Here is a 24,671-nt window from a genome sequence, read left to right on the forward strand (position 1 = left end):
CGGGCCCGCCACCGGTCCTCGCCCTCCGCGAAACCGGTCAGCGGTGCACCTGCTCGCCGCCTGACCTGATGTGCGTCGGCGGGCCCTCCACGCCGCAGTGCAGGCACTCGCCGGGGCGCGGGCAGTCCTGCTGTTCCGGCGCCGCGGACAGCACTCGGTTGTCGATCCCGATGGCCAACAAGCCGCCGATGATCGACGCGACGGCGCACAGCACCAGGGCCATCTGCCAGCCGTCGGTCATGACCGCCGGGTTGGCGTAGTCGTCGCCCGTCAGGCCGACGGCCGCGGGCAGCACGGCCATCGCGAGGAGGCTGCCGGTGCGGGCCACGGCGTTGTTCACGCCGGACGCGACGCCCGCGTGGTGGTCGGGGGCCGAGGCGAGCACGGTTGCCGTCACCGGGGCGACCACCACCGCCAGGCCGATGCCGAACACCAGGACGCCCGGCAGTACGCCGGACAGGTAAGAGGCGCCCGGCTCGGCTCCTCGCAGCAACAGCATGCCGAGGCCCACCAGGAGGGGGCCGACGATCAGCTGCAGGCGCGGACCGTGGCGCTGGGCGATCTTGCCGGACGTCGAGGACGCCAGCAGCATGATGATCGTGATCGGCACGCTGGCCAGGCCCGACGCCGTCGGCGAGTAGCCGAGGGAGATCTGCAGCTGCAGGACCAGCAGAACCATGACGCCGCCGAGGGCCGCGTAGACGAGGAACGTCAGGATGTTGGAAAGTAGGAATGTTCTGTTGTTGAACAATTCTACGGGGACCAGCGGGTCGGCCGACCGCTTCTGCAGCACGCCGAACGCCACCAGCGCGACCAGGCCGAGGATTGTCACAACGTAGGATTGTTCAACGATCCCACCTGTCAACAATGCGAGGCCCACGGCGCCCACCAGCGCCGACAGGTAGTTGGGATGGCTGGCTGAGTCGTCACGGGACTCCGGCACGAACCGCAGCGCCATCCACACGCACAAGGCGGCCACCGGCAGGTTCACCAGGAACGCGAGCCGCCACGACCACGCCTGCACCAGCAGCCCGCCGACGAGCGGCCCAACGGCCGTGGCGACACCGGAAAGCCCCGACCACGCGCCGATGGCCCGCGACCGGTCCTCCCGGTTGAACGACGCCTGCAAGATCGCCAACGCACCTGGCGTCAGCAGCGCCGCGCCCACACCCTGCAGCACCCGAGCAGCCACCAGCACCGGCACGCTCCACGCCGCACCGCACAACAGCGAGGCGACGCCGAACCAGATCACCCCGATCACGTAGACCCGGCGCCGCCCGAACCGATCCCCCAGCGACCCCGCGATCAGGATCAGCGAGGCGAGCGCGAGCAGGTACCCGTTCAGGATCCACTGCAGGTCCGTGACCGACGCGGTCAGCTCCGCGCCGATCCGGGGCAGCGCCACGTTGACGATCGTCCCGTCGAGCATCGCCATGCCCGAACCGAGGATCGTCGTGGCCAGCACCGCGCGGGCACGCGGCGTACCCCAGGTGATCATGCGCCGCCGATCAGGACGGCCGGTTCAGCGTGGCCACGAACTTGTACCGGTCACCTCGGTACACCGAGCGCACCCATTCGATCGGGTTGCCCTCGGTGTCGAACGAGTGCCGGGACAGCAGCAGCATCGGCAGGCCGATGTCGGCACCGAGCAGCTCTGCCTCTTCAGGCGAGGCCAGCGCGGTCTCGATGGTCTCCTCCGCGTGTCCCATCTCGACGCCGAACCGCTCCGACAGCACCTGGTAGAGCGAGGCGCCGGGAGCCAGGTAGCGGCGAAGCCCGCGGAACCGGCCGAGGGCCAGATGCGTGGTCTCGATCGCCATCGGCTCGTTGTCGGCGAGGCGCAGGCGGTGCAGACGCAGCACCTTGGCGCCGGGCCGCACGCCCAGGAGCCGGGCGAGCTCGGCTTCCGCGGGCATCTCGGAGGCCTCGATCAGCTTGGACGACGGCACGCGGCCCTGGGCTCGCATGTCCTCTGTGTACGAAGACAGCTGCAACCTCTGGGCGACCTTGGGTTCGGCCGCGAAGGTGCCCTTGCCCTGCACACGGAGCAGCCGGCCCTCGACCGTCAGCTCGGCAAGCGCTTGCCGGACCGTCGTCCTGGAGACGTCGAACTCGGCGGCGAGCGAGCGTTCCGTGGGGATCGGGGAACCCGGCGGCAGCGCCCTCAACAGGTCGAGCAGGTGCCGCTTGAGACCCCAGTACTTCGGCTCGCGCTGCGCACGCGTCCTGGCGTCCACGCCTGATACAGGCGTCGTCTCCAGCATGGCCTCCTCCTCGCACTCCATGTCAGGCATCACAAGGATGCCTTGTCCGTGTCGTTTCGTGCGTTCGAACCCCCGTCAATCGACACGAAATTGGTCCGATGACTCCGCAACGCTTTGGCAACGCGCTTGACAGGAGCAGTGACGCGGCACACGCTGTTCCGCATTGGTCTACACCACTTGGGCGTTCCGGCCGTGGGGCCGGGCTTGCTGAAAGGGCGCGACTGTGAAGGGCTGGAGAGGACTCGCTGCTGGTGCCGCCGCACTGGCAGTGGCCGTGTCGGGATGTGGCACGAGCACGAACAGCGGTAGCGGCACGGAGACCAAAGAGATCACCGTGTGGCTCATGGACGGTTCCGCGGCGCCGACCCTGACCGACGCTCTGAACAAGGAGTTCGAGAGCGCGAACGGCATCAAGGTCAAGTACGAGGTCCAGAAGTGGACCGGTATCCAGGAGAAGCTGACCACCGCGCTGGCCAGCAGCACCCCGCCCGACGTCATCGAGCTCGGCAACACCCAGACGGCGAGCTTCGCCGACCAGGGCACGCTGATGGACCTCACCGCGGACGCTGGCCAGTTCAACAGCGGCGAGTGGCTCGGCGGTCTGAAGGACTCGCTGACGCTGAACGGCAAGCAGTTCGGCATGCCGTTCTACGCCGCGAACCGCACCGTCATCTACCGCACCGACCTGTTCCAGGCGGCCGGCATCACGAAGCCGCCGACGTCGCGTGCCGAGTGGATCGACGCGATCAACAAGCTCAAGGCCGCGAACGCGTCCAACCCTGACTTCCAGGCTCTCTACCTGCCTGGTCAGTCCTGGTACTTCCTGCTCTCGCTGCTGTGGGACGAGGGCGGCGACGTCGCCACGCAGGACGGCGGCAAGTGGACCGGCAAGCTCGACACGCCGCAGGCCAAGGCGGGCTTCCAGGCCTACAAGGAGCTCTACGACGCGTCGGCCACCAAGAAGGCACCGGCTGACACGGACGAGGCCAAGCCGCAGCAGTACGAGGTGTTCCAGACCGGCAACGTCGGCATGATGATCGGCCTGCCCTGGGAGCTCGGCAGCGCGACCAAGGACAAGCCGGAGCTGAAGGACAAGACCGCGGCGTTCCCGATCCCGTCCAAGAAGGCCGGCTCGACCGCGCCGGTGTTCCTCGGCGGCTCGAACCTCGCGATCCCGGCGGCCAGCAAGAACGCCGCTGCCGCGAAGAAGTACCTGGCGCTGCTGTCGTCCAAGAAGTACCAGGACATGCTCGCCGAGGGTGGCGCCGTGCCGGGCACCTCGAAGGACACCTCGAAGCTCGCCACCAACCCGGTCGGCAAGGCGCTGGCCGACTCCTCCCCGAACGGCAAGGTCACCCCGACCACGCCGAAGTGGGCGGCGGTCGAGGCCGGTCAGAACCCGCTGAAGGACGCGCTGACCGCGTACCTGTCCGGCGCCAAGTCGCTGGACCAGGCGACGAAGGACGCGAGCGAAGCCGTCACCAAGGCCATGGGCTAGCCCAGCTGAGATGACGGCCGTCAAGACGACCGAAACGGCAGCGCCGGCCGGGGACATCACCCCGCCGGCGCTGCCGCCTGCCGTGACGGGTGGGGCGCCCAAGCGCCGCCACCGGGGCGGCGCCTTCGACCGGGCGCTGCCCTACCTGCTGCTGGCTCCGGCGCTCATCGCGATCCTCTGGCTGATCGGGTTCCCGGTCGTCTCGGTCTTCGTGACGAGCTTCCGCCAGCTCAACCTCGGCGAGCTGGTCCGCGGCGAGATCGTGTGGACCGGCATCGACAACTACGTGACGGTTCTCCAGGACGAGCGCTTCTGGACCGTGACCCTGCGCACCGTCGCGTTCACCATCGCCGTCGTCGGCGCCTCGGTGGGCACGGGTCTGCTGATCGCACTGCTGATGCGCGTGCTCACCCCGTGGGTGCGGATCGCGCTGCAGGTCGCGATGCTCTGCGCGTGGGCCATGCCGATCCTGGCGTCCACCACCGTCTACCAGTGGATGTTCGACCAGAACTACGGCATCTTGAACAAGACGCTGGTGCAGCTCGGGTTCGACTCCTTCGCCGGTTACTCGTGGTTCTCCTCCGGCACGTCGACGTTGTCGGTCGTCGGTCTGCTGATCGTGTGGCAGGCGATCCCGTTCCTCGCCTTCTCCCTCTACGCGGGGCTCGTCGGCATCCCCCGCGACCTCTACGAGGCCGCTGGCATCGACGGCGCGACGGGCTGGCAGACGTTCCGCGCGGTCACGTGGCCGGAGATCCGGTCGCTGCTGATGATGGTGACGTTCCTGTCGACGCTGTGGGACTTCAAGGTCTTCGCCCAGATCTGGGTGTTCCGCGAGGGCGGACCGAGCGGTGAGAGCACGACGCTCGCAGTGCTGCAGTACCTGGAAGGCATCGCGAAGAGCCACTTCGGTGTCGCCGCCGCGATCAGCGTCCTGATGATGATCATCCTCGGCCTGATCACCTTCCAGTACCTGCGCAGGCTGCTGCAGACCGAGGAGGGCAAGATCTGATGCTCAAGAAGTCTGCCGCGAACGCCGCGGGCCTCCTGCTCGCGTTGTTCTTCCTGTTCCCGACGTACTGGATGATCACGTCCGCGTTGAAGCCCAAGGGCTCGACGATCACCTCGGACTACGACCTGATCCCGTTCTCGGTGACGTTCACCAACTTCATCACCGCGTGGACCAAGCCGGGTTTCCTGTCCGCACTGGGCAACAGCCTGATGGTGACGCTGACCGCGGTGCTCGCCGCGATCATCGTCGGCATCACCGCTGCCGTGGCCATGTCGCGCTTCGCGTTCCGCGGCCGCAAGAGCTTCGTGCTGCTGATGCTGGTCGCGCAAATGGCGCCGTTCGAGGCGTTGCTGATTCCGATGTTCCTGATGATGCGGGATCTTCAGCTCTACGAACACCTTTCGTCGCTGGTGCTCGTCTACTTCGCGGTGACGCTGCCGTTCTGCGCGTGGACGTTGCGCGGCTTCGTGAACGGCATCCCGGTGGAGCTCGAAGAGGCCGCGATGGTCGACGGCTGCGGCCGCTGGGGCGCGTTCCAGAAGGTGACGCTGCCGTTGCTGGGACCGGGTCTGGTCGCCACGTCGGTGTTCGCGTTCATCACCGCGTGGAACGAGTTCCTGTTCGCCAAGGTGCTGATCCGCAGCCAGGACCTGGAAACCCTGCCGGTGTGGCTGTCCGGCTTCCAGACCGCGTTCGGCACCGACTGGGGTGGCGCGATGGCCGCCTCCGCGCTCTTCACGGTGCCGGCACTCGTTTTCTTCCTGATCGTGCAGCGCAAGATGGTCGCCGGTGTCACCGCCGGTGCAGTGAAGGGATGACACGTGGATCAGTTGGCCGCTGCCGTTCTGCTGCCTGGGTTTCACGGAACGACCGCCCCCGACTGGTTGCTGCGGCGGGTCGCTGACGGTCTCGGCGGCGTGGTGCTCTTCGGCCGCAACGTCGTCGACGACGCCCAGGTGACCGCGCTGTGCGGTGAACTGCGTTCGGTGCGCCCGGACGTGGTGATCGGCATCGACGAGGAGGGCGGCGACGTCACTCGTCTCGACGCGGGCCACGGCTCCGAGGTGCCGGGAAACCACGCCCTGGGCGCGGCGGACGACCTGGACCTCACCCGCTCGGTCGCCGCGTCGATCGGCGCGCGGCTGGCGCATTGCGGCATCTCGCTGAACCTCGCGCCGTCCGCCGACCTCGTCCTCACCCTGGACGACCCGATCATCGGCGTCCGCTCGTTCGGTTCGGACCCCGTGCTGGCCGCGCGGCACGTCGCCGCGTGGGTCGAGGGACTGCAGGCCGTCGGCGTTGCCGCGTGTGCCAAGCACTTCCCCGGCCACGGAGCGTCCACTGAGGACTCCCACGAGCAGCTTCCGGTCCTGCCGCGCACCGAGGAACAACTCCGCGCGGTGGAGCTGGTGCCGTTCCAGGCCGCCGTGCACGCGGGTGTGCGGTCGATCATGACCGGCCACCTCGTCGTGCCAGAGTGGGGCAGCGCGCCGGTGACGTTGAACAAGCACGCGATCGACCTGCTGCGCTCCGAGCTGGGCTTCACCGGCGCGGTGATCACCGACGGCCTGGACATGAAGGCCGTTGGTGGCGACTTGGCCGTCGGCGCCGTGCGCGCGCTGGCCGCGGGTGTCGACGCGCTGTGCCTCGGCGGCATCGCGCTGGACGACGACGACCTCCAGTGGCTGATCGAGTCGATCGTGGCCGCCGTGAAGTCCGGCGAGCTCTCCCAGGAACGCCTGGCTCAGGCGGCCGCGCGGTCACTGGCCCTCGGGCTTCCGCCGTCGACCGTCGACGCCCACGACGCCGGGATAGGTCTCACGGCCGCTCGACGTGCTGTCGAGGTGCGCGGCCGGGTTGATGTCGGTACGTCTCCGGTGGTCGTCGACCTGGTGGTGGACCCGTCCATCGCGGTGGGCGACGTCCCGTGGGGGCTCGGGCCGTATCTGCGCGAGGTGCTTCCCGGCACCGAGGTGATCGCGTCACGCGACGTCTCCGCCGAAGAAGTTGCGCGGGCCGCCGGCGACCGGACGATTGTGGTGGTGACGCGAGACGCACATCGCCACACCAGCGCTCGACAACTGGTAACAAACTTAACTAATCTGGGCCTGGACGTGGTGCACGTCGAAACCGGCGTGCCGGGTCCTGACCTGGGCAGCGTCGCCCGCATCGACACCCACGGCGGTTCTCGGGTGAGCCTCCGAGCCGCGGCCGAGCTGATCCTGAAAGGCACGACATGACCACGCCCCAGCCTGGCCAGCACATGGCAGCGGAGATCGCCGCGCAGCCGTCGATCTTCTCCTCGCTCTACGCGTCACGTTCGTCGATCGCCGAGGTCGCCTCCGTGATCCGCGAGCGGGCGCCGCGCTTCGTGCTGTTCGCCGCGCGCGGGTCGAGCGACCACGCCGCTATCTACGCGAAGTACCTGACCGAGATCCTGCTGCAGCTCCCGGCCGGACTGGTCTCCGCCTCGACGACCACCCTCTACGGCGCCGAGCCCGACCTGCGCGACGTTCTGCTGATCACCGTCTCGCAGTCCGGTGGCTCTCCCGACCTGCTGGAGGTCACCGCCTCGGCCCGCCGCCGCGGTGCCCTGACCGTGGCCGTGACGAACACGCCGGAGTCCCCGCTCAACGCCGCCGCCGAGCTCTCGGTGGACGTCGCCGCGGGGGTCGAGCACGCGGTCGCCGCCACGAAGACGTACTCCGCGACCTTGCTGGCGCTGTACCTGCTGATCGACGCCGTGCGCGGTGGCGACGGCGCGGCGGCGGCCTCGCTGGGCGACCTGGCCCAGGTGACGCTGGACGCGTCGGCTCCGACGGTCGAGGAAGCGGTGCGGCGCTACCGGTTCGTGGACCGGGTGCTGACGACCGGGCGTGGCTACTCGTACGCGACGGCACTGGAAGCGTCGCTGAAGCTCGCCGAGACGTCGTACCTCGCGGCGCGGGCGTACAGCGGCGCGGACCTGCTGCACGGTCCCGTGGCTGCTGTCGACGGCGAAACCGCCGTGCTGGCGATCACGTCGCTGGGCAAGGGCGGCGACTCGCTGCTGGACGCGCTGGAGGTGGTGAACCAGCGCGGCGCGGACGTCGTGGCCGTCGGTTCCGCTTCCGAGAAGGTGCCTTCCGCGTTGTCGATCGGCATCCCGGAGACGGCAGAGGAAGTGGCGCCGGTGCTGGAAATCCTTCCGGTGCAACGCCTCGCGCACGGCCTGGCTCTGGCGCGCGGTGGGGACCCGGACAGTCCGCGGGGCCTGAACAAGGTCACCCGGACGCTGTGAAACGCCGAAAGGGCCGCCCGGATCTGCTCCGGGCGGCCCTTTCGTGTTGCTGCCGATCCGGACCCTGGATGGTGTTCTGCATTGTGATCAGCCCAGTGCTCATTGTTTCCGATGTCGAAAACGCTACGTTGCGTTCACAATCAGAGGCAACGAGCACGGGCCAACGATCAGCATCTATTCAGTTCAGAGCCGCCATATTGTTGCAACGGCTCTGTTTTCAATGCAACGATCACGACTCAGCTTCGTTGCAATGAGTTCGTACGAAACGCTACTGACCCGCGGTCGCGTACCCGGCGGAGACGGGCTGAACGGGCACCTCGGCGTCGAACACGACCTCGCCGTCGACCCACACCCTCTTCGGGCGCAGGTCGTCGTCCCACCACACCAGGTCGGCGACAGCACCGGGCGCGAGACGGCCGAGACCGGACTCCCCGATGACCTCGGCCGGAACGATCGTGGCCGAAGCGAGCGCGTCCGCCATCGGCACACCCACGGACACGATGTTCCGCACCGCGCGATCGAGCGTGAGGGCGGACCCGGCGATCGTCCCCTCCGGCGAACGCGGCACACCGTCCTCGGTCAGCAGCACGTCGGCGCCGCCGAGGTGGTAGCGACCGGGCGGCATCCCGGCCGCCGCAACGGCATCGGTGACCAGAGCGACCCGCGCCCCGGCCGCGTTGAACACCAACCGGCACACGTCCGGTCCCACGTGCGCGAGGTCAGCGATCAACCCGAGCGTGAAACGCTCGTCCACCAACGCCACACCGGGCACGCCGGGTTCGCGGTGGCCGAGCGGGCGCTGAGCATTGAACAGGTGCGTGACCATGCGCGCGCCGGCGTCGGCCGCCGCACGCGTCTGCTCACCAGTGGCGTCGGAGTGGCCCACAGCGACCAGAACCCCGGCCTCGACGAGCCGCCGGACGGCCTCCAGGCCGCCGGGCTGCTCCGGCGCCATCGTCACCATCCGCAGGGCGCGGCGGAGCGTGTCGTCGTTGAGCAGAGCCGAAATCTGGTCCGGTCCCGGCTCGACCATGAACGACGGGTCGTGCACACCAGCCCGCTTCGGTGACAGAAACGGGCCCTCGAGGTGCACGCCGAGGGGACGCGCTCCCACTCCGTCCGGCAGCGCGGCCGAGGCGGCCAGCACCGCACGGGCCTGGCGCAGCACCACGTCGACGGGCGCGGTGATCAACGTCGGCAAGAACCGGGTCACACCGGTCGAAGGCAGAGCCTCGGCCACCGACCGCATCCCGGCGGCGTCCACCTCGGCGAAGTCGACGCCCACGGCGCCGTTCACCTGGACGTCGACGAGGCCGGGTGTGAGCAGTCCGTCGGACAGAACCTCCGCGCCGGGTGGTGCTTCACCGGTGGTCACCTCGACGATGCGGCCGTCCCTGATCCGCACCGAGGCAGGACCGACGATCGTGCGACCGAGCAAAGCGCGCGGTGCTGCGACAACGGCGTCCAAGATCCCTCCTTGAATGGTCCAGACCATTATGGCGACAACGGGGGTTCGCGTCACGTATCGTTAGTAGATAACCATCCCACATCCCAATCCGTGAATCACGGCCATTCGTGCGGGGGTGCGCCGAAGATGACCAACTGTGGCGCATACTGGTCCTCAGACATCCGAGGTCTACGACGAGTTGAGGGTGCCGTGGCAGTCACTGACGATGCGATCCTGCGCGTCAAGGAGATGATCGTTTCGGGCGAGCTCAAGCCCGGCGACCGCCTCCCGCGTGAGGCTGACCTGGCCGAACGCCTCGGCCTCTCGCGCAACTCCCTGCGCGAGGCCGTGAAGGCACTGTCACTCGTCCGAGTGCTCGACGTCCGTCAGGGCGACGGCACGTACGTCTCGTCACTGCGCGCGGACGACCTGCTCGGCGCGCTCTCGTTCGTCCTCGACCTGCACCGCGGCGAGGACTCGGTCCTCGAAGTTCTGCAGGTCCGCCGCATCCTCGAACCCGCTGCCGCCGCGATGGCCGCCCAGCGCATCGACCCGGACGAGGTCATCAAGCTCCGCGCCCTGTGCGACGCCGCCGAGTCCGCGAAGTCCGTCGAGGAGCTCGTCGAGCACGACCTGGACTTCCACCGCGCCATCGCCCAGTGCTCCGGCAACGCCTACCTGGCCCAGCTGCTCGACACGCTGGCCGGGCCGACGGTCCGGGTGCGGATCTGGCGCGGCATCACGCAGTCGAACGCAGTGGATCGCACGGTGGCCGAGCACCGCGCCATCGTCGACGCGCTGGCCGCTCATCAGCCGGAGCTCGCCAGGAGCTGGTCGACGGTGCACGTGGCCGGCGTCGAGCAGTGGCTTTCAGACCTGGCGTAGCTGCTCCAGCACCGCACGCACGGCGGGTTGCCCGTCCGCCCGATGCCGCACAACAGCAGACACCGTCCGGAACACCTGCTGCTTCAACGGCCGCAACGCCACCCCGGGCCGCCGCGCGACGGACGGCACCAGCGCCACCCCGAGCCCGGCCTCGACGAGCCCGCACATGACACCGAAGTCGTCGCAGTAGGCCTGCGCCCGCGGCACGAACCCCGCGGCCCCACACGCCCGCTGCGTCAGCTCGTGGCACGACGCGTCGGTGCGCGGCATGATCCACGGCCGGTCCGCGAGCAAAGACAGGTCCACAGAATCCTGCTGCACCAATGGGTCGCTCAACGGCAGCGCCACGTTCACCGGCTCCACGAACAGCTCGTGCGACTCGCACGACTCGGGCAGCGAGCGCGGCATGATGTTGTACGAGTGGATGACCGCGATGTCGATGTCCCCACGCCGCAACGCCGGCAGTGAGGCTTCCGGTTCCATCTCGTGCACGAAAAGGTCCACATCGGACCCGTGCGCCGAGCGCAGCACCTGGATCACGCGCGGCAGCAAGGCCGCGACCGACACGAACGCGCCGATCCGCACCACGCCGGAGACCGAGGTCCGCAGCGAGGCCAGGTCCGCCTCGGCGGCGGCGAGCTGGTCCAGCACCAGCTGCGTGTGCGCCGCCAGCACGTGTCCGGCGCGGGTCAGCGTCAACCGCCGGCCCTCGCGTTCGACCAGCGCGACGCCTGCCTCGCGTTCCAGGGCGGCCAGCTGCTGGGAGACCGCGGGAGACGTGACGTGCAGGGCCTCGGCTGCGGCGGTGACCGTGCCGTGGACCGAGAGAGCGTGGAGCAACCTCAACCGCCGAACGTCCAACACAAAGCTCAGCTTAACATTCCGGGCAGAACTTCTAACTGGAACTTCGCATATGTTCAAGTCACCCTGGAGTCATGTTCGGACGAGTGCTGGTAGCGATGGTCACCCCGTTCACCCCCGACGGTGACCTGGACCTCAAGGGTGCGCAGGAGCTGGCGGCGCATCTCGTGGACAAACAACGCGTGGACGGGCTGGTCGTCAACGGCACGACCGGCGAGGCGCCGACCACGACCGACGCGGAGAAGGCGCAGGTCATCAAGGCTGTCGCCGAGGCCGTCGGTGACCGGGCCAAGGTGCTCGCGGGCGTCGGCACCAACTCCACCCGCCACACCATCGAGCTCGCCCGCCAGGCAGAGGAGAACGGCGCGCACGGCCTGCTCGTCGTGACGCCGTACTACAGCAAGCCCACGCAGGAGGGCGTCGAGAACCACTTCAGGCAGGTGGCCGACGCGTCCGGCCTGCCCGCGCTGCTCTACGACATCCCCGGCCGCACGGCGACGGCGATCGAGACGGAGACGCTGCTCCGGCTCGCCGAGCACCCGCGGATCGTCGGCGTGAAGGACTGCAAGGTCGACCTGCTGGCGACCGCGCGCGTCATCGCGGAGACCGGGCTCGACTACTACTCCGGCAACGACGAGCTGATCCTGCCGCTGTACTCGATCGGTGGCGTCGGCACGGTCAGCACCGTCGGCCACGTCGTCGGCAACGAGATCAAGGCGATGCTCGACGCCTTCGACGAGGGCGACAACAAGGAAGCGCTGCGCCGCCACCAGGCCATGCTTCCGGTGTTCACGGCGATCATGACCCGCGAGCCCGGCGCGGTGGCGGTCAAGGCCGCGCTCAACCTGCTCGGTCTCCCGGCGGGTCCGGTCCGCGAGCCGCTGACCGGTGCCACGCCGAAGCTGATCAACGAGCTCAAGGCCCTGTTCGTCTAGAGCGCGTAGACCCGGCGAGCAGTGCCAGAGAAGATCGCGGCCTGCTCGTCGGGTGACAGCTCCGACACGAGTTCCCGAGCCGCGTCCAACCACTCGTCATAAGTGGCTGCCAGCAGGCAGACGGGCCAGTCGGAGCCGAACATCAGGCGGTCGGCGCCGAAAGCGTCGAGCACAACCTCGAAGTACGGCCGCAGATCAGCCGCGTCCCACGACTTCCAGTCGGCCTCGGTGACCAGGCCCGACAGCTTGCACGTCACGTTCTCGTGCTCCGCCAGCGACCGCACCAGCTCGGCCCACTCACCCGCATCGGACCCGATCGCGGGCTTCGAGCAGTGGTCCAGCACGAAGGACACGTTCGGCAACGCCGCCACGGTCTTGCGCGCCGCCGGCAGCTGGTGCGGCAACGTCAGCAGCTCGTAGATCAGCCCGTACGAGCCGACAGCCGCGAGCCCGCGCCAGACGTCCTTGCGGCACAACCACTCCGGATCCGGCTCGCCCTGCACCTGATGCCGGATCCCGCGCAGCCACGCCCCGTTCGAGCCGTCCGTCAACGCCGCCAGCTCATCGCCGACGGCAGGCGAAGTCAGATCGGTCCAGCCCACCACCGCGGCCACGATGTCCGAAGACGCCGCCACCGCCAGGAACTCCGGCGTCTCCTCCGGCACGCACACCGTCTGCACCAGCACCGAAGCCGAGACCTCAGGTGCCGCGGCGACGAAGTCCGGTTCCAGGAACGACCGCCGGATCACGCCCATCGGCGGGTCGGTGATCCAGTCCTGGTCGCGGACGGACAGGTCCCACAGGTGGTGGTGGGCGTCGACGATCACGGCGTCGGCACCTCCGGGTCGAGCAGGTTCAACGCCTTCAGCTCGTTCCACAGGCCCGCGGGGATCGAAGCGGAGAAGTTCGCCGCGTTGGCCGTCATCTGCTCCGCCGTCCGCGACCCGATCACCACCGACACCACCGCGGGATGACCCAGCGGAAACTGGATCGCGGCCTGCGGCAGCGTCACACCGTGCCGCTCGCACACCTCGGCGATCGACCGGGCCCGCGTGACCAGCTCGGGCGGCGCGGTCTCGTAGTTGTACCTCGCGTCGGAGGGCACCTCGGGCTTCGACAGCAGCCCGGAGTTGAAGACGCCGCACGCCACCACCGAAACACCGCGTTCCGCGCACAGCGGCAGGAACGAGACCAGCGACGGCTGCTCCAGCAACGTGTACCGCCCGGCCAGCATCACCACGTCGATGTCGGTCTCGCGGACGAACCGCTCCGGCATCTCCCACTGGTTCATGCCCACGCCGATGGCGCCGACCACGCCCTGCGACCGCAGGTCCTCCAGCGCCGGATAGGCCTCGCCGAACGCCACATCCCAGTGGTCGTCGGGATCGTGGATGTAGACGATCTCCACCCGGTCGGTGTCGAGACGCTCCAAAGAGGACTCGATCGACCTGCGGACCCCGTCCGCCGAGTAGTCCCGCACCCGGCGGAAGTGCCGCGGCACCGCGAAACCCTCGTCGTCCAGGCCCTCGCCGTCGAACGGCTCCAGCAGCCGGCCGACCTTCGTGGAGATCACGTACTCGTCGCGCGGCCGCCCGGCCAGCGCCACGCCCAGCCGCCGCTCCGACAGCCCGAGCCCGTAGTGCGGCGCGGTGTCGAAGTAGCGGACGCCGGTCTGCCACGCCGCCTCGACCGCACCGAAGGCCACCTCGTCGGAGACCTCCCGGTAGAGATTGCCGATCGGCGCAGCGCCGAAGCCCAGACGAGAAACAGCAACCTTCACGGCAGCTCCCACACGAGTCGCACATCGGGTTCGGCGCCGGAGTAGTCGTCTTCGACCTCCAGCAGTTCAGCCATCTCAGCCTGCCATGGAATGTTGGCCGGGTGGGTGGCCAAATGGGCGCGCATGGCCTCGTAGTCGTCCACTTCGACGAGATGGAACAACTCACGGCCGGACCGCCAGATCCGCCACGAATGCACCCCGGCCTCGCGCAGCGCGACGTCCAGCTCGGCAGGAATCCGCGCGTGGATCCGGTCGTAGTCGGCCTCCCGCCCCTCACGAAGCCGGGTGTGCAGTGCGACGGTCTCCACGACTCACTCCTGCTTCTGGCCGGTCGCGAACCGGGTCACGATCAGCGCGAGGATGATCACCGCGCCGTACGAGGCCTTGATGTAGAAGCCGGACACGCCCTGCAGCCGCAGGATCTGCTCGACCAGGCCGAGCATCAGCACACCGGACAGCGCCCCGAAGAGCGTGCCCTTGCCGCCCTGCAGCGAGATGCCGCCGATCACCGCGGCCGCGAAGACCTGGAAGATCATGCCCTCGCCCTGCGTCGCGGCGACCGAACCGAGCCGCCCGGTCATCAGGATGCCCGCGATCACCGCCAGCACCGAGCCGATGATCAGCACGATCCACACCACGCGGTCCACCCGGATGCCCGCGGCACGCGCGGCCTCCGAGTTGCCGCCGATCGCGTACAACGAACGGCCGGCGCGCAGGTACTTCAGCACGAAGATGCCCGCGGCGTAGCAGATGATGCAGATCCACACCGCCGCCGGCAGCCCGAGCCAGGTCGTGGAACCCAGGTACAGGAACGACTCCGGCACGTCGATCAGCGACTTGCCCTCGGTGATCGCGAGCTGCAGGCCGCGCAGCGCGGTCAGCATGCCCAGGGTCACCATGAACCCGGACAGCCCGACCTTCAGGATCAAGAACCCGTTCAGGCCACCGATCGCGACACCGATGAGCAGGCACAACGGCAGCGCCATCCACGCGGCGAGCCCGACGTCCAGCCCGCCGGACGACGCCGGGATGATCAACGCGACCGCCAGCGCGGGCGCGAGACCGACCGTGGACTCGAGCGACAGGTCCATCTTGCCGACGATCAGGATCATCGCCTGGCCCAGCACCAGCAACGAGAGCTCGCTCTGCTGGGTCAGCACCGCGATCAGGTTGCCCGGTGTCAGGAAGATCGGCGAGAGGACCGCCCCGATGATCAGCAGAATGATGATCACAGGAACGAGCGCCAGGTCCTGATAGCGCGCGAACTGGAACTTCTGCCTGGGAGGCGGCGCAGGCGCCGAGACCGGTGGTGTCATGGCCTTCGTCATTCCGAGCTCATTCCTTCAATGGCGGCGATGAGTTCCTGGTCGCGCCAGCCGCGTGCGAACTCGCGCACCACCTGGCCGTGGAACATCACGAGAACACGGTCGCAAACGCGCAGGTCGTCGAGCTCGTCGGACACGACGATCGCCGCCTTGCCCCTGCGCGCCTGCGCGTCGACGACCCCGAGCAGCGACTCCTTGGACTTCACGTCCACACCGGCGGTCGGGTTGATCAGCACCAGCACGGACGGGTCGTTGGCGAGTGCCCGCGCCATCACGACCTTCTGCTGGTTGCCGCCGGACAGGTCGGACACGGGCTGGTCCGGCCCGGCGGCCTTGACGTCGTACGAGGCGATCGCGGTGCTGCCGGCGGAACGTTGCGCCGACGGCCACACGAAGGAGCCCACCGTGCTCATCGTCGCGTTCTCCGCGATCGACAGGTCGAGCACGAGCCCCTGGTGGTGGCGATCCCGTGGCACACAACCGATCCCTGCCTTCAAGGCAGCCGGGACGTCACCGCCGCGCACCGCGGAGCCGTCCACCGAGATCGAGCCGGACGACGGCTTACGCAGCCCGTACACGGTCTCGGCGAACTCGTGCTTGCCGGACGACGCGCTGCCCGCGAGCCCGATGACCTCGCCCCGCGTCGCCGACAGCGAGATGTCCGAAAAGGACTCCCCGCTCAACGCCGAGACCTTCAGCACCTCATCGGAGGAAGAGGGCCGGTCGTCACCGCTGGGCACGTTGAGCCCGCCCGCCTCACCGGTCATCGCCTCGATCAGGTCCGGCTTGGACATCTCGGCGACCGGCGCGGTGACGATGTGCCGCGCGTCGCGGTAGACCGTCACCGTCTGGCAGACCTCGTAGACCTCCTGCAGGTGGTGGGAGATGAAGAGGAACGTCACTCCCTTGTCCTGCAACGACCTCATCCGGTCGAACAGCCGCTCGATCGCCGGGCCGTCGAGCTGCGCGGTCGGCTCGTCGAGGATCACGAACCGGGAGCCGATCGACAGCGCCCGCGCGATCTCGACGAGCTGCCGCTGCTCGACGGTCAGCGCGGACACCAGCTCGTCCGGGTTGACCGCGACGTCGTAGGTCTCCAGCAGCTCGGAAGCCTGGTGCCGCAGCTTCCTCCAGCTGATCAGGCCGCCGCCGAGGTCCTGCCGGTTGATGAACAGGTTCTCGGCGACCGACAGCTCCGGCACCACCGTCGACTTCTGGTACACGCACGCGACGTGACGGCGCCACGCCGCGCGGTCGGCGACGGGCGGCGCGGGTTCGCCGAAGAAGCTGACCTCACCCGCGTCCGGCACCTGCATGCCGGTCAGGATCGAGACCAGCGTCGACTTGCCCGCGCCGTTGCGACCGACGAGCGCGTGCGACTCACCGGCCCGGATCTCGATGCCCACGTCGTCCAACGCGAGCGTCCGCCCGAACCGCTTCGTCACGCCACGCGCGGTGGCTGCGAATTCACTCATTTCGCGATCTGGTTGCCCCAGAAGGCCTTGTCGTCGACGTTCTCCTTGGTGATCAGCGGTGCCGGGAGCTGGTCCTCCAGGCGGCCGCCGCCGACGTCGACGATGGTGGAGTCGTGGTCGGTCTTGCCGGGCTGGAACGTCTTGCCCTCGACCGCGGCCTTGGCGTAGAAGAGCGCCCACTGCGCGTAGAGGTCGGCCGGCTGCGAGACGGTCGCGTCGATCTCACCCTTGCGGATGGCCTCCAGCTCCGACGGGATGCCGTCGTTGGAGACGATGAAGATGTGCTTGGGGTCGCTCGGCGGGACCAGCAGGTTCTTCTGCCGCAGCACCTGCAGCGTCGGCGCGAGGAACACGCCACCGGCCTGCATGTAGATGCCGTTGATGTCCGGGTGCTGGTTGAGCCTGGTCTGCAGGGCCGCGGACGCCTTCGGGCCCTCCCAGTCGGTCGGCTCCTCGAACACCGTGATGCCGGGGTAGTTCTGCTTCATGCAGGCGGCGAACGCCTCGGAGCGGTCACGGCCGTTGACCGACGACAGCGCGCCCTGGAACTCGACGACCTTGCCCTTGCCACCGAGCTTGTCGCCGAGGAACTTGCAGGCCTTCTCGCCGTACGCCTTGTTGTCCGCGCGCACGACCATGTACGTCTTGCCCTTGTCCGGGCGGGTGTCGACGGTGATCACGGGGATCTTCGCCTTGTCGAGCCGATCAAGGGTGGACGCGATCGCGCCGGTGTCCTGCGGGGCCATCACGATCGCCTTGGCGCCCTGCGACTGCAACGACTGCGCGTTGGCGACCAGGTTCTCCACCTTGTTCTGCGAGTTGGTGGGGTTCAGCAGGTTGATGCCGAGTTCCTTGGCCTTGTCCGGGAAGTACTTGATGTACGAGTTCCAGAAGTCGGAGTCGGCCCGCGGGTGGTCGGCACCGATCGGGCCGACGCCACCAGCGCCTGTTCCGGCGGCTCCACCACCACAGGCGGTCAGTGTCAGTGCACCGGCGAGCGCGAGGCATACCGCGGCGGTGAGGTTGCGACGCTTCATTGTCGTGTTGCCTTTCATGACTGCTTGGGACGCAAGCGCAAGCCATACATGCCACCGTCGACGGCGAGAATCGTGCCTGCGGTGGAACCGGAAAGCGGGCTCGCCAGGTAGGCGATCGCGCCCGCGACCTCATCGGCGGAGACCAGACGGCCGTGCGGCTGGCGTGCCTCCAACGCGGCTCGTTCGGCTGCCGGATCCGGTGCCGAGTCGAGCAGACGGCCCACCCACGGGGTGTCCGCCGTGCCGGGAGCGACCGCGTTGACGCGAATGCCTTCGCGCACGTGGTCGGCGGCCATCGCGAGCGTCAGCGAGTACACCGCACCCTTACTGGCCGAGTAGAGAGCACGCTGCGGGAGCCCGGCCCAGGCAGCGATGGAACAGGTGTTGACGATCGCCGCCGACGGCGACTTCCGCAGGTGCGGCAACGCGGCCCGCGAGACGCGGACCATGCCGAGCACGTTGACGTCCAGCACTTTCGACCACTCGGCGTCGGTGTTGGCCGTGACGTCACCCTGCGCGCCGATGCCCGCGTTGTTGACGACGACGTCGAGACGGCCGAACCGCTGCACGACCTCGTCGATCGCGGCCTTCACGCTGTCGTCGTCGGACACGTCCGCGCGGATGCCGACGAGCGGGTCCTTCACGTCCGGGTTGAGATCCAGCGCCACGACCGTCGCTCCCCTGCTCGACAGCAGGTTCGCCGTGGCGAGGCCGATGCCGGACGCGCCGCCGGTGACGACGGCGACAAGGCTTTCGAACTCAGTCACTCTCGCCCTCCAATGCCGTCCACACCGGACCCTCTGGGTAGAGGTAGTCGGACAGCGTCTCGTCCTTGAGCTGAGCGGAGAATCCCGGCTCGGCGGGTGCCAGGTAGCGGCCGTTCTCGACGACGGCCGGGTCCAGGAAGTGCTCGTGCAGGTGGTCGACCCACTCGATCACGCGTTCGCCGATCTCGCCGGAGATCGCGACGTAGTCGAAGAACGACAGGTGCCTGACCAGCTCGCAGAGGCCGACGCCGCCCGCGTGCGGGCACACCGGCACCTCGAACTTCTTGGCCAGCAACAGGATCGCGATGTTCTCGTTCACGCCCGCGACCCGGCACGCGTCGAGCTGCAGCACGTCGATCGCCCCGGCCTGGAGGAACTGCTTGAACACCACGCGGTTCTGCACGTGCTCACCGGTCGCGACCCTGATCGGGGCCAGCGCGTCGGCGATCGCGCGGTGCGCCAGCACGTCGTCCGGCGAGGTGGGCTCCTCGATCCAGTACGGGTTGTACGGCGCCAGCTCACGCATCCAGCGCACCGCCGTGTCGACGTCCCAGCGCTGGTTCGCATCGACCGCCACGCGCACCTCGTCGCCGACGACCTCACGGGCGAGCTTCATCCGGCGCACGTCGTCGTCGAGGCTGCCGCCGACCTTGAGCTTGATCATGTCGAAGCCGTCGGCGAGCGCCTGGCGGGCGAGGCCGGCGAGCTTCTCGTCGGAGTAGCCGAGCCAGCCGGGTGACGTCGTGTACGCCGGATATCCGTCGCGGGCGACCGTTTCCGCGCGCTCGGCCTTGCCGCGCTCGACCTTGCGCAGGATCTGCAGCGCGTCGTCCGGCGTCAGCGCGTCGCTCAGGTAGCGGAAGTCGACGAGGCTGACGATCTCCTCCGGCGTCATCTGGGCGAGGAACCGCCAGACCGGTAGCCCGGCGCGGCGGGCGGCGAGGTCCCACGCGGCGTTGACGACGGCGCCGATCGCCATGTGCGCGACGCCCTTCTCGGGGCCGAGCCAGCGGATCTGCGAGTCGCCGATCAGCTCGAAGTACAGCTCTCCCAGCGCTTTCGCGTTCTCCGGCACGTCCTTGCCGACGACGTGCGGGGCGAGCGCCCTGATGGCGGCAGCCTGCACGTCGTTGCCACGGCCGATGGTGAACGCGAGCCCGTGGCCCTCCGGTCCGTCGTCGGTCCGCAGCACCACGTACGCGGCGCTGTAGTCCGGGTCCGGGTTCATCGCGTCGGAGCCGTCGAGCTCGCGCGACGTGGGAAACCTGATGTCCAGGACGTCCAATGCGGTGATCTTGGGCATGGGTCAGGCCTGCCCGAGGGTCTGCTTCTGCCTGCCGAGACCCTCGATCTCCAGCTCGACGACGTCACCGGCGCGCAGGTACGGCTTGGGCTCCGGCTGGCCCAGCGCCACTCCAGCGGGTGTACCTGTGTTGATCACGTCACCCGGTCGAAGGACGAGGAACTGGCTCAGGTAGCGCACAATCTCCGCGACCGGGAAGATCATGTTCTTGGTGGACGAGTTCTGCTTGATCTCGCCGTTCACCCAGAGCCGCATCTCCAGGCTCTGCGGATCGGAGATCTCGTCGGCGGGCACGAGGAAGGGGCCGAGCGGGTTGAACGTCTCGCAGTTCTTGCCCTTGTCCCACGTCCCGCCGCGCTCGATCTGGAACTCCCGCTCGGAGACGTCGTGCGAGAGCACGTACGCGCCGACGCAGGCCAGAGCGTCCTCTTCGGACTCGAGGTAGCGAGCGGTGCGCCCGATGACGACGCCGAGCTCGACCTCCCAGTCGGTCTTCACCGACCGGCGCGGGACGAGCACCTCGTCGTACGGGCCCACGATCGTGTCGGGCGTCTTGAGGAACATCACCGGCTCGCCGGGGATCTCCGCGCCGGTCTCCTCCGCGTGGTCGCGGTAGTTGAGGCCGATGCAGATGACCTTGCCGGGATGCGCGAGCGGCGGCCCGGTGCGGAGCCCCTCGACGTCAAGCACCTCCAGCTCACCGGCTTCGAGGGCCGCTCGGACGCGGGCGACGCCGTCGTTCGCGAGGAACGCGCCGTCGATGTCGGGCGTGATCGGCAGGAGGTCGTACGTGGCCCCGTCGTCAGTCCTCACCGCAGGACGTTCATCGCCGACCGGCCCCAGGCGCAAAAGCTGCACGGCCGTTCCTCCTCTACTCACACCGCCAAAATACATCGGATGTATAGCCCCGCGAGGGCACGTTCGTCTAGGTCTCGACGTGAAGTCGTCCGATGAATAGGAGGGGTTGATCATGAAGTTGGTGACCGCATCACTCCTGGCGGGCGCACTGCTCACACCATCCGGCCCAGCCGAGCGCGTAACCGTTTTCGTGGAGCTGACCTCGGTCGCTGCGGTCGACACAGCGACCGTTACACAGGCGCGTTCAGCCCGCGAGCGGACGTCGACCCAGGCTTCTCGAGTGGTTTCCCGGTCAGGTGGCCGGGAGGTTGCCCGAACGTCCAACGCCGTTCCCGGCGTGGTTCTCGCGACGGAAAAGTCCCGCCTGTCGGCTTTGTCGCGCATGCCCGAGGTGCGGGCCGTCCACCGGATGGTGCCGAAGAAGCTCGCGAACGCGCACGCCGTCCGTCTCACACGGACCGCCGACGCGTGGAAGTCGTTCGGGCGGTTCGGCGACGGTGTCCGCATCGGCGTGATCGACACCGGAATCGACTACCGGCACGCGGACTTCGGTGGCGGCTCGTACCCGAACGCGAAGATCGTCGGCGGGCACGACTTCGCGGGTGACGAGTACACCGGGACGTCCGGGTCTCTGCCGGAGCCGGACGCGGATCCGATGGACTGCGATGGGCACGGCACGCATGTCGCCGGGACCGCGGCGGGGTTCGGGGTGAACAGCGACGGCTCCACCTATCGCGGGTCGTACTCCTCCGTCGACCTCGACTCGTTGAAGATCGGACCGGGGACGGCGCCTCGCGCGTTGCTCTACGCACTGAAGGTGTTCGGCTGCAAGGGCGGGACGAACCTGACCGCGCAGGCGCTGGACTGGGCGCTCGATCCCAACGGTGACGGGGACTTCTCCGACCGGCTCGACGTGGTGAACCTGTCGCTGGGCAGCGATTTCGGTGCTTCCGACGACCCGGACTCGTTGTTCGTGCGCAAGCTGGTGCAGCACGGGGTGGTCGTCGTCGCGGCGGCCGGGAACGGTGGCGACTTCTACGACGTGGCAGGGTCGCCGGGCAACTCGCCCGAGGCGATCTCGGTGGCGAACAGCCGGGACGCGTTCTCGATGCTGGACGGACTGGAGGTGGCCGGCAAGCGGTGGCCGGGGCAGTACAGCCTCGGTTTCAAGCAGGCCTTCGACCTCACGATGCCGGTGGTGCGGCTTTCGTCCGATGTGGATGGCTGCAAGCCGATCGCAGAGCCGCTGGCAGGAAAGATCGTCTGGCTGGAGTGGGACGACAACGACGCCACTCGTGCCTGCGGTACCGCGGTTCGGACGGACAACGCCTGGAAAGCCGGGGCGGCCGGGGTGCTGCTGCCGACCTCCTTGCCGGTGTTCGCGGCCGCGATCGCCGGTAATGCACACATTCCGGCGTTTCAGCTGACGGCGGCGGCCGCTACCGCTTTGCGTCCCGCGTTGGAGGCCGGGACGCTGACGGTGCACCTGACGTCCGCGTTGAAGCTCGCGGTGCCGTCGTCGGAGCCCTCGATCGCGGACACGATCACTCCGTCTTCTTCGCGGTCTCGTTCGTCGATCTCGCTGGCCGCGCCCGGTGACACGGTCTTCTCCGCCGCCGCGGGGACTGCCTCCGGCGGTGTTTCGCTGGGCGGGACGTCGATGGCTTCACCGCACGTCGCCGGGATCGCGGCGCTGCTGCGCGAGGCCCATCCGCAGTGGACCGTCGCGGAGATCAAGGCAACGTTGATGAACACCGCTTCCGGTGTCGTCCGGTCTGCCGACGGCGTACGCGAGGCACCGATGCGAGTCGGCGCCGGCCGTGTCGACGGACTCGCGGCTCTGTCAGCCGACGTGCTGGCGGTGGGCGATGCGTCGTTCGGCACGGTCGAGGTGGGCGGCCCGCTGCTGAACCACCGAACGATCCGACTGCTGAACAAGGGGACGACTCCCGTCCGCCTGCGCGCGCAGTACGAACCGATCACGTCGGTTCCCGGCGTGTCCTTCCGAGTCACCCCACCTCACCTGGCGCTGCCGCCGGGCGGATCGACGCTGGTCAGCGTGCAGCTGTGGATCTCGAACCCGTCGGCGCTGCGCAAGACACCAGACCCCACCGTCGCACTGGGCGAGGGACGGCAGTACCTGGCGGAGGCGTCCGGCTTGGTGACGTTCTCGGGTGACCGTTCGCTGCGGGTGCCGGTCTACGCGGCACCGAAGCCGGTGTCGCGGCTGACCGTGGTCGCCGGCAGGGTCGCCGGCCAAGGCCTTGATCAACAGGACTACCGCGCCCGCATGACCGTGCTGCGGCTCGGCGCCCGCTCCGACCGGCTGCCCGCCTGCGGCCAGGACCTCCAGGACAACTGCGCCGTCAACCGCACGGCCCGTGGCGGCGATCTGCGTTACGTGGGCGCGACGGCGACGCCGGACCTGCTGGCGTTCGGCGTCGCGACCTGGGACACGTGGACCAATCTCGGCAGCAACACCAAGCCGAAGGTGCGGTTCTCCGCGGGCGGCAAGGACTTCGTGACCACGGCCGTGAAGCCGACCAACGCCGGTGACGAGGTGACGGCCGACCTCTGGCTGGCACGCACCGTCGTCGCGGACACCGAGGAGGTCGTGGACGAGCAGCCGCTGAACGGTCTGGACGGCTCCTCCGACACGAACGTGTTCGACAGCGACGTCGTCGTACTACCGGTGTCGCGCTCGGTGCTGCCGCCGGGCCCGGTGACCTACACCGTCGGCGTCGACGGCCCCTACACCGCGCCGGCGGACTCCGACGAGCTGATCGACGTTGCTCCTTCTGCCGTGTTCTCCTACGAGATGGTCGTCCCGTCACTGTCCACTGTGGTCCATCCGGGTGATCGGGTTCCGGCCGGGTCGCTGGTGTTCTTCCACCACAACGCAACCGGTAGCCGCGCGCTGACCAGGTGACACCCGGTTGGGCGTGCCCTCGCCGCGCGTCTCTCGGCATACTCGGTCGATATGGATCTGGTGGTCGGACTCGACGCGGGTGGCACGTCAACGAGGGCGCTGGTGCTCGATCTCGACGGCGCCCGCCTGGGTCAGGGCGTGGCGGGCGGCGCGAACCCGAACTCGCACCCGCCATCGGTGGCCGCCGCCCACATAGGCGAGGCCCTGGCGGAAGCCCTGGACGGCCTCGACTCCCGCAAGGTCCGCTCCGGCGTCCTGGGCATGGCCGGCGCCTCGAAACTGTCCGACCCTGCCATCTCCGCGCTGTTCCAGGAAGCCTGGGAACGCGCGGGCCTGCAGTGCCCGATGCGCGTGATCACCGACTGCGAGGCCGCCTTCGCCACCGGCACGTCGTCCCCCGACGGCACGGTCCTGGTGGCGGGCACGGGTTCCATCGCAGGACGCGTGGTGGACCACCGCATGGTCGCCCAGTCCGGCGGCTACGGCTGGCTGATCGGCGACGACGGCTCGGCGTTCTGGCTGGGCCGCGAAGCCGTCCGCGCGACGTTGAGGCTGCTGGACCTCGGCGCACCTCTGGAAGGCCTCGCCACCGCGGTGCTGACGGCGGCCGGCGCGCGCGGCCGAGGCCAGCTGATCAACGCCGTCAACGCCCAGCCACCCATCGCGATGGCGCAGTTCGCCCCGCTCGTCAGCGCCGCCTACCACCACGGCGATCCAGAGGCCCTGACGATCGTGGCGTCCGCGGCACGGTTGCTCGCCGACACGGCCTCCGCCGTCCGCGAGCCGTCCGACACCTCCCCGATCGTGCTCGTGGGCAGTCTGATCAAGACGCCGGTCGGCACCCATCTGAAGCAGGAACTGCTCACGCGCAGCGACGCCCAGGTGATCATGGCGACGGAGGGAGCGGCGGGCGCGGCCTGGCTGGCCGCCGTTGACGTGCTGGGACCGACCGCCCCGCGGCCGGCTTAGAGCCACCGGGCGCTACAGATCACACTCGGATCGTCGCGTTCGGTGA

Annotated in this window: 22 protein-coding genes; 9 read left to right on the plus strand and 13 right to left on the minus strand. The window is 68.8% G+C overall.

Annotation, left to right across the window (positions count from 1 at the left end; genetic code table 11):
- Positions 1 to 37 precede the first annotated feature (37 nt).
- Both C8D87_RS38575 and C8D87_RS38580 read right to left on the minus strand, forming a co-directional pair.
- The gene (locus C8D87_RS38575; protein WP_112231000.1) at positions 38 to 1,498 is read right to left on the minus strand and encodes an MFS transporter; all 1,461 of its coding nucleotides are present in this window, start codon (positions 1,496 to 1,498) and stop codon (positions 38 to 40) included.
- A gap of 10 nt (positions 1,499 to 1,508) precedes the next feature.
- Positions 1,509 to 2,264: a GntR family transcriptional regulator gene (locus C8D87_RS38580; protein ID WP_109633095.1), complete on the minus strand. Its 756-nt coding sequence runs from the start codon at positions 2,262 to 2,264 to the stop codon at positions 1,509 to 1,511.
- Positions 2,265 to 2,487: 223 nt separating this feature from the next.
- On the opposite strand from C8D87_RS38580, the gene C8D87_RS38585 reads away from it, so the two are divergent.
- Genes C8D87_RS38585 through C8D87_RS38605 form a run of 5 tightly spaced genes read left to right on the plus strand, consistent with a single transcriptional unit; the run spans position 2,488 to position 8,054 of the window.
- Positions 2,488 to 3,762 carry an extracellular solute-binding protein gene (locus tag C8D87_RS38585; RefSeq protein WP_112231002.1) on the plus strand — a complete coding sequence of 425 codons (1,275 nt, stop codon included), beginning with the start codon at positions 2,488 to 2,490 and terminating at the stop codon, positions 3,760 to 3,762.
- 10 nt (positions 3,763 to 3,772) lie between these two features.
- Entirely contained in the window at positions 3,773 to 4,774 is a 1,002-nt protein-coding gene (locus tag C8D87_RS38590; RefSeq protein ID WP_112231004.1) for a carbohydrate ABC transporter permease, read from the plus strand.
- Positions 4,774 to 5,592 carry a carbohydrate ABC transporter permease gene (locus C8D87_RS38595; protein WP_109631449.1) on the plus strand — a complete coding sequence of 273 codons (819 nt, stop codon included), beginning with the start codon at positions 4,774 to 4,776 and terminating at the stop codon, positions 5,590 to 5,592. The genes C8D87_RS38590 and C8D87_RS38595 overlap by 1 nt, the downstream gene beginning before the upstream one ends.
- Before the next feature lie 3 nt (positions 5,593 to 5,595).
- Positions 5,596 to 7,014 carry a glycoside hydrolase family 3 protein gene (locus tag C8D87_RS38600; protein ID WP_112231006.1) on the plus strand — a complete coding sequence of 473 codons (1,419 nt, stop codon included), beginning with the start codon at positions 5,596 to 5,598 and terminating at the stop codon, positions 7,012 to 7,014.
- On the plus strand, positions 7,011 to 8,054 hold the full coding sequence (locus tag C8D87_RS38605) for an SIS domain-containing protein (protein ID WP_112231009.1): 1,044 nt from the start codon (positions 7,011 to 7,013) through the stop codon (positions 8,052 to 8,054). Before C8D87_RS38600 ends, C8D87_RS38605 begins: the two co-directional genes overlap by 4 nt.
- Positions 8,055 to 8,322: 268 nt before the next feature.
- Here C8D87_RS38605 and nagA read toward each other — a convergent pair whose 3' ends face one another.
- Positions 8,323 to 9,522: an N-acetylglucosamine-6-phosphate deacetylase gene (gene nagA / locus C8D87_RS38610; RefSeq protein WP_112231011.1), complete on the minus strand. Its 1,200-nt coding sequence runs from the start codon at positions 9,520 to 9,522 to the stop codon at positions 8,323 to 8,325.
- 189 nt (positions 9,523 to 9,711) lie between these two features.
- On the opposite strand from nagA, the gene C8D87_RS38615 reads away from it, so the two are divergent.
- A complete protein-coding gene (locus tag C8D87_RS38615; RefSeq protein WP_109631436.1) occupies positions 9,712 to 10,386 on the plus strand; it encodes a FadR/GntR family transcriptional regulator in 675 nt (224 codons plus the stop codon).
- Here C8D87_RS38615 and C8D87_RS38620 read toward each other — a convergent pair.
- The gene (locus tag C8D87_RS38620; protein ID WP_211337138.1) at positions 10,372 to 11,232 is read right to left on the minus strand and encodes a LysR family transcriptional regulator; all 861 of its coding nucleotides are present in this window, start codon (positions 11,230 to 11,232) and stop codon (positions 10,372 to 10,374) included. The genes C8D87_RS38615 and C8D87_RS38620 overlap by 15 nt on opposite strands.
- Before the next feature lie 89 nt (positions 11,233 to 11,321).
- On the opposite strand from C8D87_RS38620, the gene dapA reads away from it, so the two are divergent.
- The gene (dapA, locus tag C8D87_RS38625) at positions 11,322 to 12,182 is read left to right on the plus strand and encodes a 4-hydroxy-tetrahydrodipicolinate synthase (RefSeq protein WP_112231013.1); all 861 of its coding nucleotides are present in this window, start codon (positions 11,322 to 11,324) and stop codon (positions 12,180 to 12,182) included.
- On the opposite strand, the gene C8D87_RS47250 is transcribed toward dapA, so the two are convergent.
- The 9 genes from C8D87_RS47250 to C8D87_RS38670 are packed head-to-tail and all read right to left on the minus strand — an operon-like array spanning position 12,179 to position 20,727.
- On the minus strand, positions 12,179 to 13,006 hold the full coding sequence (locus C8D87_RS47250; RefSeq protein ID WP_459178200.1) for an amidohydrolase family protein: 828 nt from the start codon (positions 13,004 to 13,006) through the stop codon (positions 12,179 to 12,181). The genes dapA and C8D87_RS47250 overlap by 4 nt on opposite strands.
- Positions 13,006 to 13,962: an aldo/keto reductase gene (locus C8D87_RS47255; protein WP_215732609.1), complete on the minus strand. Its 957-nt coding sequence runs from the start codon at positions 13,960 to 13,962 to the stop codon at positions 13,006 to 13,008. The genes C8D87_RS47250 and C8D87_RS47255 overlap by 1 nt, the downstream gene beginning before the upstream one ends.
- On the minus strand, positions 13,959 to 14,270 hold the full coding sequence (locus C8D87_RS38640) for an L-rhamnose mutarotase (RefSeq protein WP_112231018.1): 312 nt from the start codon (positions 14,268 to 14,270) through the stop codon (positions 13,959 to 13,961). The genes C8D87_RS47255 and C8D87_RS38640 overlap by 4 nt, the downstream gene beginning before the upstream one ends.
- A 3-nt stretch (positions 14,271 to 14,273) precedes the next feature.
- Complete coding sequence (locus C8D87_RS38645) at positions 14,274 to 15,290, minus strand: ABC transporter permease (protein WP_112231020.1); 1,017 nt, start codon at positions 15,288 to 15,290, stop codon at positions 14,274 to 14,276.
- Positions 15,287 to 16,762: a sugar ABC transporter ATP-binding protein gene (locus tag C8D87_RS38650; protein ID WP_112231022.1), complete on the minus strand. Its 1,476-nt coding sequence runs from the start codon at positions 16,760 to 16,762 to the stop codon at positions 15,287 to 15,289. The genes C8D87_RS38645 and C8D87_RS38650 overlap by 4 nt, the downstream gene beginning before the upstream one ends.
- Entirely contained in the window at positions 16,759 to 17,799 is a 1,041-nt protein-coding gene (locus C8D87_RS38655) for a sugar ABC transporter substrate-binding protein (RefSeq protein WP_112231023.1), read from the minus strand. Before C8D87_RS38655 ends, C8D87_RS38650 begins: the two co-directional genes overlap by 4 nt.
- Before the next feature lie 14 nt (positions 17,800 to 17,813).
- Positions 17,814 to 18,566, minus strand: coding sequence for an SDR family NAD(P)-dependent oxidoreductase (locus C8D87_RS38660; protein ID WP_112231025.1), 753 nt, complete (start codon positions 18,564 to 18,566; stop codon positions 17,814 to 17,816).
- Complete coding sequence (locus C8D87_RS38665) at positions 18,559 to 19,869, minus strand: enolase C-terminal domain-like protein (RefSeq protein WP_112231027.1); 1,311 nt, start codon at positions 19,867 to 19,869, stop codon at positions 18,559 to 18,561. Before C8D87_RS38665 ends, C8D87_RS38660 begins: the two co-directional genes overlap by 8 nt.
- Before the next feature lie 3 nt (positions 19,870 to 19,872).
- Positions 19,873 to 20,727, minus strand: a complete 855-nt coding sequence (locus tag C8D87_RS38670; RefSeq protein WP_112231029.1) for a fumarylacetoacetate hydrolase family protein — start codon at positions 20,725 to 20,727, stop codon at positions 19,873 to 19,875.
- Between the two features lie 337 nt (positions 20,728 to 21,064).
- Here C8D87_RS38670 and C8D87_RS38675 point away from each other — a divergent pair, with 337 nt between their 5' ends.
- Together C8D87_RS38675 and C8D87_RS38680 are read left to right on the plus strand one after the other, a co-directional pair.
- On the plus strand, positions 21,065 to 23,656 hold the full coding sequence (locus C8D87_RS38675) for a S8 family peptidase (protein ID WP_170166738.1): 2,592 nt from the start codon (positions 21,065 to 21,067) through the stop codon (positions 23,654 to 23,656).
- A gap of 51 nt (positions 23,657 to 23,707) precedes the next feature.
- Positions 23,708 to 24,625 carry an N-acetylglucosamine kinase gene (locus C8D87_RS38680; protein WP_112231033.1) on the plus strand — a complete coding sequence of 306 codons (918 nt, stop codon included), beginning with the start codon at positions 23,708 to 23,710 and terminating at the stop codon, positions 24,623 to 24,625.
- Positions 24,626 to 24,671: the final 46 nt, after the last annotated feature.

The sequence above is a fragment of the Lentzea atacamensis genome (assembly GCF_003269295.1).
GTDB classification, from domain to species: domain Bacteria; phylum Actinomycetota; class Actinomycetes; order Mycobacteriales; family Pseudonocardiaceae; genus Lentzea; species Lentzea atacamensis.